Origin of the sequence: Acinetobacter sp. SWAC5 (genome assembly GCF_003419885.1) — a bacterium.
Taxonomy (GTDB): domain Bacteria; phylum Pseudomonadota; class Gammaproteobacteria; order Pseudomonadales; family Moraxellaceae; genus Acinetobacter; species Acinetobacter cumulans.
Window position 1 is genome coordinate 20,458 of sequence record NZ_QUWR01000009.1, and the last position, 11,853, is coordinate 32,310.

At 39.3% G+C, this 11,853-nt stretch carries 8 protein-coding genes; 3 read left to right on the forward strand and 5 right to left on the reverse strand.

The annotated features are described in order from the left end of the window. The first annotated feature begins 3 nt into the window (after positions 1-3). Together DYI81_RS08075 and DYI81_RS08080 are read left to right on the forward strand one after the other, a co-directional pair. On the forward strand, positions 4-1,749 hold the full coding sequence (locus DYI81_RS08075) for a GTPase (protein ID WP_117007243.1): 1,746 nt from the start codon (positions 4-6) through the stop codon (positions 1,747-1,749). Continuing rightward, on the forward strand, positions 1,731-3,902 hold the full coding sequence (locus DYI81_RS08080; protein WP_106984718.1) for an EAL domain-containing protein: 2,172 nt from the start codon (positions 1,731-1,733) through the stop codon (positions 3,900-3,902). Before DYI81_RS08075 ends, DYI81_RS08080 begins: the two co-directional genes overlap by 19 nt. A 143-nt stretch (positions 3,903-4,045) precedes the next feature. Here DYI81_RS08080 and rpmE read toward each other — a convergent pair whose 3' ends face one another. From rpmE to DYI81_RS08105, 5 genes are all read right to left on the reverse strand, one after another. After that, on the reverse strand, positions 4,046-4,270 hold the full coding sequence (gene rpmE / locus DYI81_RS08085; RefSeq protein ID WP_106984717.1) for a 50S ribosomal protein L31: 225 nt from the start codon (positions 4,268-4,270) through the stop codon (positions 4,046-4,048). Between the two features lie 199 nt (positions 4,271-4,469). Beyond that, the gene (locus DYI81_RS08090) at positions 4,470-4,973 is read right to left on the reverse strand and encodes a hypothetical protein (protein ID WP_137287921.1); all 504 of its coding nucleotides are present in this window, start codon (positions 4,971-4,973) and stop codon (positions 4,470-4,472) included. A gap of 119 nt (positions 4,974-5,092) precedes the next feature. After that, complete coding sequence (locus DYI81_RS08095) at positions 5,093-6,067, reverse strand: bile acid:sodium symporter family protein (protein ID WP_106984715.1); 975 nt, start codon at positions 6,065-6,067, stop codon at positions 5,093-5,095. Positions 6,068-6,242: 175 nt separating this feature from the next. Continuing rightward, positions 6,243-6,644, reverse strand: coding sequence for a lactoylglutathione lyase (gene gloA, locus DYI81_RS08100; protein ID WP_106984714.1), 402 nt, complete (start codon positions 6,642-6,644; stop codon positions 6,243-6,245). A gap of 195 nt (positions 6,645-6,839) precedes the next feature. Beyond that, positions 6,840-8,981 (reverse strand): MFS transporter, encoded by a 2,142-nt coding sequence (locus tag DYI81_RS08105; protein ID WP_117007244.1) that lies wholly within the window; start codon positions 8,979-8,981, stop codon positions 6,840-6,842. Between the two features lie 180 nt (positions 8,982-9,161). Here DYI81_RS08105 and DYI81_RS08110 point away from each other — a divergent pair, with 180 nt between their 5' ends. Continuing rightward, positions 9,162-11,801 carry an ATP-binding protein gene (locus DYI81_RS08110; protein ID WP_117007245.1) on the forward strand — a complete coding sequence of 880 codons (2,640 nt, stop codon included), beginning with the start codon at positions 9,162-9,164 and terminating at the stop codon, positions 11,799-11,801. Positions 11,802-11,853: the final 52 nt, after the last annotated feature.

The following is an 11,853-nucleotide window of genomic DNA, read 5'->3' on the forward strand; positions in this document are numbered from 1 at the left end:
AAGATGACTAAGCGTACTTCAGACATATTTCAGAAATCGACTGAACTTAAGCTGGATCAACTCAGTTTTTGTCCTACCACTGCCAAAGGTTTGCAGGAATGGCTAAATAGCGTCTCCATTTTACAATTGGGGACTTCATCTAAATCATTATTTAATGCTTTGCTTGAAATTTCTGAATTGAAATGCCAAGAAATGTTGCGATTTGACTTGGTGCAAATCCTACATCCAACCTTAGAAAATGTACTCACTAGCTTAGAAAAGCATTTTGCCAATCACAGTTTAATTACCACTGATCGTAATGACCAGATTATTGAATTGGCGATGTTGTTGCGTAGCCATTTTGCCAAAATCTATATTGATATCGCGATGCGTTGCAATACGCAGCTCAATCAACAAAAATTTTCTATTTTTTCGTTTGGTCATAAAAAGAGTCTGCAAACAGCACGTACAGCATCTATTTTTTATGCTTTGCAACAATTGGCGATGTTGTTATATCAACAACAAATGCTTTATAGCACACCTATTCCTGGTCAATGGCATGCAACACATCAATTGGTTGAATATGCGATTCAAAACAATTTTGATCAAACCAATATTAATCAGCTTCTAGGTACGCAACACGAAATCACCACCATTGCGCAAGTGTACTCACAGCTGATTTTATTGGATATATTTAATACCAACCAAATACGACCAGCAGAAATTCAGGGGCTATATTTATGTAGTTATGATTGGGCCAAACTCATTCAAATTCTACCCAAAGAAACGACTTTATCGCGCTATGTGGTGGACTCAAATAAAGACCATCCACCTATATTTAACTCACATCAAGCGTCGCATTACACACCCGATATTTTTATTTCGACACAAAACTTGCTTGACCATCTCACGGAAACACAAACCAAAAGTGGTCAGTACTTATCAAAAAATGAAAAGCTATTCCTCACGCCTGCCTTGCATTTCCATATTCATAACTTATTAATGAATAATGTGGAACGTAAACATGAGCGTTATGATTACTCTGCTGAAATTAATATTTGCTTTGGCTTATCAGTTGCACATTTCTATCTGTCTAAAGGTAAATTACTGCAAGAAACACTCGAGTTAGAATCCAACTATAATCTTCAGAATGAATCGAGTTTCATCAACTCAATGGATAATAACATTCAAACTTCTGTTTCAAATGCCAAAGCACTGGACCGTGAAGCGAAACAGATTCATTCTGCTGAAGTTCTCGACATCAGTGTCAATGGTTACCGTATTAAATGGACCGGTGCTACACCAGCAAACTTAAAAACGGGCGAGTTTATTTTGGTACAAGAAAATGCCCAAAGCCAATGGCGCGGTGGTGTTATTCGTTGGATTAAGCAATCTGCGGAAAAGAGCTTAGAGCTGGGCTTAGAAATTTTAACCCAAGATATGTATCCATGTGCGGGGCATATTCGTACCGATCGAAATACGCATAATTATCAACCTGCTCTCTTGGTTCAAACCGCTCAACTTGACCAAACCAGCACAACACTAATTTTACCTGGTTCTAATCTATTCCGCGAAAAGCAAACAATACATTTACGTTTAGGCAAAGAGGAACTTAAAGTTTATCTAACCAAGGCTCAATTGATCACCCAAAGTTTTATTCGTTTTGAATACGAATTACTCAATGATCAACAAGAGCATCTAGTCACCGAATTTATTAATAAACAAGTGAACGACACGAAAAATCACGATTTATGGGAAGCGTTGAAGTGAGAAATCCATTATTGTCCAAAAAATTAAAGCGTACCGAAACACGTCTGCTCATCATTGATGACAACCAAATACGTTTTAACCAAATACGTGATCTTCTAACTCAAAGCGAACATCAAGTTGAAGCCGTGCTACTCGATGACTTACAAGGTTTCGAAAAACAGCTCAACCTCAATTGGGATTTGATTATTTTCGGTCGTGCTTATGACTTAAAATATGAACAAGCTTTAAGCTTAATTCGACTGTCAAAGCAACCTAATCTACCGATTTTATTGTTAAAGCCGGATGACTACCAAGCAGACCAATACCCTGCTTATGTGCATAAAGGCATTTATGACATCTTAAATCTAGACTACCCAGATCGTTTTTATTTGGGTTTAATTCGTGCCCTTTCGTTCAGTCGTTTAATGCAAACACAGCAACAACTGTTAAATGAACTAGAAACAGCACAAAGCCAAGCACAATCGCTGGTTGTAGATAGCCATAAAGCATTAGCTGTAATTCAAGAAGGCATTCATATTCAAGCGAATGCAGAGTATTTATCACTGTTTGGTTTAAAGTCTGAAGATGAAATCATCGGCTTACCTTTACTCGATGTCTTACAACCTAAAGATTTACCTGATTTCAAAACACGCTTCAAAAAAATCAGCCAAGGTCAGTTTGACTTTGGTCGTTTTGAGCTTGACTCGCAAAACAGCAAACTCAGCACCAAGAATCCTTTAAAAATAGAATTCATTCCTGCTGCTGAAGATGATGCACTACAAATTGCAATTGATATCGAAAGTACAAGTGGTACAAAAACTTCGAATGATGGTTCGCAAAGTAAGCCAAATACCTATCAGCAAATAAAGCGTGCTATTACACAACAGCCATCAAATATTAATGCGTTGGTTTTATTTGCTTTGGCCTCTGCACCAGAACAAATTTTCCAGTCTGACTGGAACACGCTAAAAAGTTATTTTGAACAAGTTAAAAATTTCTTAAAAGAACAAACCAATGCACCATTGTTTAAAATTGATGGTGGTGTTTATGTTGGTTTATTCCAAGCAGAATCTCAAGCGATACTTGAATCTAAACTCATTGGTTTAAATGCACTTCGTAAACCGCAGTTATTAACCGTGAATAACAATAGCTACCCACTCAATTTACGTTTAGGTTATAGCGTTTTAGAGCAAGAGTTACGAGATGAAACTGTCTTGGAACAATGTGTTGAAAAAGCATTCTTGACTGAGTTACCTCAAAATCAACCTGCACCAGAACTGGAACTTTCAATTCCAAGTCTAGAGTTTGCACCACAATCTCCAGCGGTAACTCTCGAAGCTCAAGCAACAGAAACACAAATACCAAGCGTACAATTCAACACAAGTATTGAAGAACTTGCGCCAATTTCAGCATTGAATGAGTCGCCTATCATTAAGGCACTTCGCACTTGTTTAGAACGTGGTGAAATTCATCTTAAATATCAGCAGCTATACGATAAAGATGACCAGAACATGTACACCTATGAGGTGACCAGTGGTTTTATCTACGACAATAAATGGCGCGATATTTCACAACTCAAAGAACTGGCTGAAGACTCAGAATTATCCATTAAGCTCGATCGTTGGATTATGGTGGAATCATGCAAGCAATTACATAATTTCATCACCCAATATCCTGAAGCAAAATTAATTATTAACTTGAATAAAGAAATCTTACTCAAAGACCGTAGCTTCCCTGAGTTTGTTGCCAAACTGTTGACGATTATTCGTAGTAAGCAACAACATCCTCTGATTTTACAGTTTTCAGAAGATGATATTTATCAATCTCTTGCAGATGCTCAAAAAGCAATTATTGAACTTCGTCGTCATGGCGCTGAAATCGCCATTCGTGATTTTGGTCAATCAATGTTTAGTGAAAGCCTATTAACTCAAGTTGAAGCGAATTGCTTAACATTGCACCCTGAATTAACGCACATGTTAAATTCAGATAAATTATGCGAAGAACTCCAACTCAAAATTGTTGCCTTCAGAGATATTAAGCCCGTACAAATTATGTTACGTGGTCTTAATGACATGACACTGTTTGCCAATGCTTGGAATGTGGATGCACGCTTTATTCAAGGTGATTACTTCCAGAAAAAATTGGATCACTTGATTGATGTACAAGATCAATAATCATCCTCTACATTTAAGTTAAAACCAAAAAAGCCACATTCAATTGAATGTGGCTTTTTTATATAAAGCACCATACGTCAAATGCAAAATACTGGACATAAAAAAAAGCAGGCAAAATGCCTGCTTTTTTTTGGTTTTGGGTATTAACGTTTGATAGAACGTGACATACCAGCAAAACGTTGCTTGAACTTGTCGATACGACCGCCAGTGTCAACGTTCTTTTGCTTACCAGTGTAGAAAGGGTGGCAAGCTGAACATACGTCTAGGTAGATAGATTCTTTACCTAAAGCTGAACGAGTTTCGATTACGTTACCGCAAGAGCAAGTAGCAACTAATTTTTCGTATTTTGGGTGAATATCGGCGCGCATCGTCGATTACTCCATAAAGTTTAAGAAGGTTTTGCTGTCATCGCAATTGACCACTCTCCTACAAGGAGGAGGAAGTGCCTAAAAGGCAGATCAACACCATAACAGACCATTCTTTTGGCCCACCGAGACGGATACCGTCAGAGCTAAGCACAACAAGTTGGGAAAAATTATAGCTGATTTTTTACTGTTAATAAATAGCTCATTCTGACTGAATGACTTTCTTCTGTGCTTTTGCTTGCTCTGAAATTTGTTTAAATTTCATCTCTACACTTTGCTGAAAAGTGTGCTGGTCAAAATGATTCAAGCGCTGAATTAATACAGGACAATAAGTCGCTGAATCCACTTGCTGTAGAGATCTGCTCATCATTTCCAGTGCTTCTTGAAACTGCTGCTTAACGTCTGCATCTACAGGTGAATTAAGTTCCTCTTCTTTAAATAATTCTTCATCATGATTCAAATTAAGCACAGAGATTGCACCCTCTTTGGCGGCCTTGAGCACTTTTACTTTAGCGCCCGTATAGGCTTGTTCAAGTTCAGAATTGAGCTGTGGCTGTTGATCACGGCAAAAGTCCAGCATCGGCTGCAGCGTCAACAAAGGCATCTTTACGATAAGATCTCGATTCACTCTTAGTGTTAAATCATCAGCTATACACACTGTACTGTAGCTGAGAATTAAAAACAGTCCAGCTATTCTTGTTTTCATTTTATCCATTCTGTTCTTAAATTTTAGTCATAGACAACACACTCAGTTTACATGATCCATTAAAAGACTCGATACCTTCCGAGTCTTTTAATCACTTAAACTATTAGATTCAATGCAATTTATTCAACACCACGACTCTGCTTTGACCATAAATTGGCAATTACACCGCAGACCATTAGCTGGATTTGATGGAATATCATAATTGGCAATACGATCATTCCTAATGGCTGACCAATAAATAAAATCTGCGCCATTGGCACACCACTGGCCAAGGTTTTTTTAGAACCGCAAAAGAAAATAGTTTTTTGATCTGCACGATTAAAGCCCATCCAGCGTGGTACATACAGTGCCAATAGCATAATGAGCGTGAGTAGCACAGAACAGGCCAGAATCAGTAGGATTAAGGTCTGAGCACTCACCTGTTGCCACAAGCCTGCTACAACAGCACTACTAAATGCACCATAAACCACCATTAAAATTGAGCCTTGATCAAACACTTTTACAATCTTCGGCATTTTTTTCATATAAGGGAATACATAAGGTCTTAGTAATTGCCCCAATACAAATGGAACCAAAAGCAATAAGGTAATTTGCACTATAGATGCAGTCGGATCAAAATTATGTGTGGTTTCACCTAAAATAAAAAAACTTACTAATAGCGGGGTAATAAACATCCCTACAATATTGGAAAATGAAGCACTACATACGGCACCTGCGACATTACCCTGTGCTACAGATGTAAATGCAATCGAAGATTGCACTGTAGAAGGTAAAAAGCACATAAATAAGAAGCCCCAATACAGCTCCTGCCCTAACATTGGTACCAATAACGGTTTACACAGCAAACCAATGATTGGAAACAATGCAAAAGTAAATGCAAAAACAACACCATGCAACTTCCAATGCATTAATCCTTCTACCACAGCTTCACGCGATAGTTTGGCGCCATGTAAGAAAAATAAAACCGCAATTGCAACTGTCGTGATCGTGCCAAAAATTTCAGCAGCTTGTCCTGAAACGGGCAAAAAAGTGGCCAAAACCACCATGATAAATAACAGTACTGTAAATCGGTCCAACGCCAGCATCTTCAGCATGTCCGCATCCTTTCAATGATTTATCTATTTTATTTAGCTGAGATCAGCTGTTAAAAAGCCCAGTAAGCCTAGAATTTACCTCTGGGTAAAAACCATCTTACTGGGCTTTTCTATTGAAACTGCATTTTCATGCGTGATGTTCAATATTTTGACTGTATTTCAAGCATCTTTCTGATTAGTTATTACGCGCATTGTTGTCTTGCTGAATCAGTTCAATTTTGTAACCATCTGGGTCTTCTACAAATGCAATGACTGTCACGCCACCTTTCATTGGACCCGCTTCACGAACGACATTACCACCACGCGCTTTAATTTCTTCACAGGCTTTATACGCATCATCTACTGCAATTGCAATATGACCATAGGCATTGCCCAATTCATAGCTCGCTGTATCCCAATTATGCGTTAACTCAAGTACTGTATGGTTTTCTTCACCACCATAGCCTACAAATGCCAAGGTAAAACGCCCTTCTTCATAGTCACGTTTACGAAGTAAAGTCATACCCAGCACTTCAGTATAGAACGCTAACGAACGTTCTAAATTGCCTACTCGCAACATGGTATGCAACATACGCATCATCATTTTCCTAAATCTTAAATTATTGTTGAATACTATAGGGATTTAATCCCCAAAGTTCAATTTTAGTCGCAAAGCTTATACAGTTCATTAACTCACTCAATATGCTATTTTTTTGTAAAAAATCATGCTCATTCAATCTTAAAAAACCCGCGAAATTATCGCGGTTTTTTTTAATCAAACTATACTCAAAGTCTATTGCGTGGTTTTTTGTTCATGTTCTTTGAGCAATTTTGCAACCCAAACCACTAAAAACAAAATTGGAATACCAATTAATGCAGTCATTAAGAAAAATTTTGGATAGCCAATATTGGTCACGATCGTACCCGAATAACCGCCTAAAATTTTAGGTGTTAAGGTCATTAAAGAACTGAAAATTGCATACTGCACTGCCGTAAACGATACACTGGTTAAGCTGGATAAAAATGCAATAAATGCTGCCCCAGCCAAGCCAGAGGCTAAATTATCCACAATGATCGCAAAGTATAGCCACATTGAACTATATGACTTAATCACTTTACCTTTCAGCTCAACCCAGCCATTTTCTGCTTGCGCCAGCTGTATTGGTTGTACATCTACACTAAGCACCCCTGCCATATTGGCAACAGTATTAACTTCATAAGCATGTGTTTGTGTAGCAATAATACGCTCAGCATCCAACAGCTGTACTTCAACTTTGTGGCTAGCCGATTCAGCCAAGGCTTTTCCTGGAATCGTCGCGGTAAAAATACCTGCTTTGTCTAATTTAGCTTCAAAGGTTTGGCCATCGAGTTGCACCTGCAGTTTTTGTTGCTCATTTAGAGCATGCGCTGTTTGACCACGCACCACAATGCTATTTTGGCTTTCTTGCGCATTAACCACATTGTCTGCCGTAATCGGAAATACGAGTAATGCCTTGTTTGCTTGATCATTAAGATATGGCATCTCTACTGTTACAGCGCCACTTTTATCTTGCATATAAGTTGCACTCACGTGTATCGCCTCACCAGAGCGCAAATCAGCAACAGGAACTTTTTGCGTCCATGCACCCGTTTCATCTGCCTGCACTTGATAGCTTTTACCACCAGCCTGTACAGTAACTTCACCGAGTGGCTGACCTGATTTTACCAAACCAATAAAAATTAAATTGGTCGAACTGGCTAAAATCGCACCCACAAACATTAATTTCATAATGTTCATACGCTGTGCCAGTAAGCCTCCTAAAAAGCCACCGACCAAGCTAAAAATAACACCATAGACTTTTACCGCTTCAGCAATTTGCTCTTTACTAAAATTTAAGTCTTGGTAAAACACATTAGAAATAACACCGGCAATAATGTCTGAAATACGGTAGAAACCAATCAAAAGCAATAAAACCAATGCCAGCTTTACACCATAGCGCTTAAAAAAATCAGCAACAGGATTGACCCAAGTTTCATAAGCCATCTGCTTGTTTACTGCACCAGCTTTGACTAAGCCACCACCTACGAGTAAAGCAATTGCCCCAGACCCAATAAAACGTATAGATTCCAAGCCAAAGAGTAACAATGAATCCTGTACCTCAAACTGAGTGTTCAGTGCTTCAACTGCATTCCCTGAAAAAATATAGCTAAGTACAAAACTGACCACAGCCACAAAAAACACACCGACCAAACGGTAATAATCAAAGCGCTGATAATTTTTATGGATACGTTCTACTTGTGGTTCACGAATCACTAAGGTCGTAATAATTCCCACAAGCATGACAGCAGCCATAGCAAAATAGGTCGTGCGCCAAGCCTCATATATATAATTACCTTTAGCCGTGCCCAAATAAGCTGCTAAAAATAACGCACCAGCACCAGCAACAATCATACCAATGCGATAACCCGCATTATAGGTAGAAGCTAATACGGTCTGCATTTCAGTTTCTGCCAATTCAATACGGTACGCATCAATCACAATGTCTTGTGTGGCTGCCGAAAAGCCCAAAAGTACTGCGCCTGCTGCCATTTGGTAAATATAACTCTGTCCAAGTGCAGGATCCGACAACGCCATAATGGCAATAGCACAGATAATCAGACACTGAGCAATCAGCAACCAAGCACGGCGACGCCCCATTAATTTGGTCAATACAGGCACTGGGAGCTCATCAATTAAAGGTGCCCAGACAAATTTAAAGGAATAACCTAAAGCGGCCCAACTAAAAAATGTTACGGCGCTCTTATCAATGCCCGCCTCACCTAACCACAGTGACAAGCTAGAAAATATCAGCAGAATTGGAATACCTGCCGAAAAGCCTAAAAACAGCATGATCAGCGCACGTTTATCTAGAAATGCGGTAAATGCCGCTTTCCATCCTGAAGCTTGTGTTGTCATTACATTATTTTTGTCTGAAAATGAATGATGCTATTCAAGCGCTTAATCCGCTTGGTTTCAACCAAATTTATAAAATCTGTACGTAATTTTGTCGAGAAAATCAGCCATGTTGCTTGATCTTTTCAGGCATTTCTGTATACCTTTAAATTCTGCCGTTATTAATATGTTTTGGATTCAACAGTGACCAAAAAACTCGAAACTCTTCAATCTTCTCTTTCCACACCCACTGCTAACCAAAACGAAGTGCCAGAAGCTAAAAAAATAATCAGTGTTTTTGATCAACCAGAGATTCAAACTACCTTGAGCAAAACTCAGCTTCAATTTGAACAACTGACTTATTTAACTGACCTGAAAAAAATTCCAACATCGACCAAACGCTTAAAACCCTTAAATAATTTTTTAGGTCAAGATCGTGCCCGTGCTTCAGTAGAAGCAGGAATTGCATTGCCTTATTCTGGCTATAATATTTTTGCTGTAGGTACGGCTGGTCTAGGCAAACGCACCATGATTAAGCGCTTGCTCCAACAGCACGCTAAAACGATGCCTACGCCAAATGACTGGGTCTATGTCAATAACTTTCAGGTACAACGCCAACCTTTGGCATTAAAACTACCTGCAGGTCAAGCACCTAAGTTTCAAACACAATTACATCAAACGTGGCAGACCATTTTAAAGCAACTTGAACGTCGCTTTACCGCTGAAACTTATCACAACAATATCGAACTGATTCGTCAACGGACAGGTGATGAACAGAATTTAGCCTTATTTGAGCTAACCAAAGAAGGTGAAGATCTCGACCTTAAACTCATCACTCAAAATGATGAACATCACTTTGTCCCAATGCATTTTAAAGACAATAAAATGCAAGAAATGTCTAAAGAAGAGATTCATGCACTCAGTAGCCAACAACGTGCGGAAATCTCTGCCAATATTCGCTACATGGACAAAAAGCTGGATCGCCTTGGCCTACATTTAGGCGATCTAGAAGATGATGCTCGCGATAAAGTTCAGCATTTAAATCGTGATATTGCCAAGCAAGTGGTCATGCCTCGTATTGAATCAATGCTCAATAAATTTAAAGAAGTTGAAGGCCTTGCCCAATATCTAAAACTGTATGCAGAAGACATTATCGAAAATGTAGAAATCGTTTTAGAACAAGAAGAAGACGATTTCCGACCAGGAATTTTTAACCGTGTGCCAGCGCGCTACCAAGCCAATATTGTGGTAACTCACAAAGCCAATGCAGGTGCTCCTGTCATTTTTGAAGACTTCCCAACCCATTACAATTTATTGGGTCATGTCGAGCAACTGACTCAAAATGGCACCATCACAACAGACTTTACCTTAATTCGACCAGGTGCTTTACATAAAGCCAATGGTGGTTTTTTAATGCTTGAAGCTGAGCAATTACTTGAACAGCCTTATGCATGGCAAGGATTAAAACGCGCACTGAAATCAGGTCAACTCAAGCTGTCTTCTCTGGAGCACATGCTCACACTTACAGGTAGCATTTCGATTGAGCCTGCTGCCATTCCGCTCAACATTAAAGTTATTTTACTGGCTGAGCCTGAAATTTATTATGAAATTTTAGAACTTGAACCAGAGCTTGGTAGCGTATTTAAAATTCGTGCGGACTTTACCGACACGCTACAGCGTAATGATGACAATGAACATGCTTATATGCAGTTAATTGCAGACTATGTACAGTCGGACAAATTACTTCCATTTGATCGTTCCGCATTATCTGCACTCTTAACAGATTCAAGTCGCCAAGCCGAAGACCAAAGTTCACTGTCTTTACATGCACTGACTTTGGGTGACTTAATTCGCGAAGCACACCACCATGCAGTACAAGCCAATGACAGCATGGTCACAGAACAGCACATCAATACGGCGCTCGACCATCGTAAATATCGACTTGGCTATTTACGCGAGTTGTATTGGCAAGACTTAACCCGTGGTACGCAATTGATTGAAACGCGTGGCCACCGTTTAGGACAAATTAATGCTCTTTCGGTCATTCAATATGCTGATGTCGAATTTGGTCTACCCTCACGCTTAACCGCTTCAGTTTATCAAGGCGGTGGCGATATCCTAGATATTGAACGCAGTGTTGAACTGGGTGGCTCATTGCATGCCAAAGGTGTTTTGCTCATGTCGAGCTTCCTCAAAGCTCACTTTGGTCGCGAACAAACACTCCACTTCTCAGCTGCCTTAGCTTTTGAGCAAAGCTATGGTCAAGTTGATGGAGACAGCGCTACCGTAGCGGAACTCTCTGCCTTAATTTCTGCGATTAGCCAGCTCCCAATTGATCAATCTTGGGCAATTACAGGCTCTATGAACCAATTGGGTCAAGTACAACCCATCGGTGGTGTCAATGCCAAAATTGAAGGTTTCTATGATGCATGTAAATTACAAGGTTTAACGGGCCAGCAAGGCGTCATTATTCCTCGTCAAAATATGCAACACTTAATGCTCCGTAAAGATGTAATTGAAGCCGTGCAAAATGGTCAATTCCATATTCATGCCATCGACAATATTGCACAAGCCTTAGAAATCCTGATGGCGCGTCCTGTCGGTACGCTCGATAAAAAAGGCCGTTATAGCAAAAATTCGATTTTTGCTGCTGTTATGGAACAACTTGAATACTGGCAAGCAATAGAAGATGGCGCAGCTTTTGAGGAAGAAGAAGACAGCAAGAAAAAGAAAAAAAAGAAGAAAGACAAAAAAAAGAAAAAAGCTGAACTCAAAGCACAGCAACAAGCAGATGCTGAAGTAAGTTCTTCGACGGATGCAAATGCATCTACTGAAGAAAAATAATCATCTGATAGACACAAAAAAAGCGCCGTTTATCGGCGCTTTTTTACTTACT

Coding starts and splice junctions, on each gene's coding strand:
- DYI81_RS08075 (WP_117007243.1), top strand. CDS start 4: ATGACTAAGCGTACTTCAGACATATTTCAGAAATCGACTGAACTTAAG.
- DYI81_RS08080 (WP_106984718.1), top strand. CDS start 1,731: ATGGGAAGCGTTGAAGTGAGAAATCCATTATTGTCCAAAAAATTAAAG.
- rpmE (WP_106984717.1), bottom strand. CDS start 4,270: ATGCGCGCCGATATTCACCCAAAATACGAAAAATTAGTTGCTACTTGC.
- DYI81_RS08090 (WP_137287921.1), bottom strand. CDS start 4,973: ATGAAAACAAGAATAGCTGGACTGTTTTTAATTCTCAGCTACAGTACA.
- DYI81_RS08095 (WP_106984715.1), bottom strand. CDS start 6,067: ATGCTGAAGATGCTGGCGTTGGACCGATTTACAGTACTGTTATTTATC.
- gloA (WP_106984714.1), bottom strand. CDS start 6,644: ATGCGTATGTTGCATACCATGTTGCGAGTAGGCAATTTAGAACGTTCG.
- DYI81_RS08105 (WP_117007244.1), bottom strand. CDS start 8,981: ATGACAACACAAGCTTCAGGATGGAAAGCGGCATTTACCGCATTTCTA.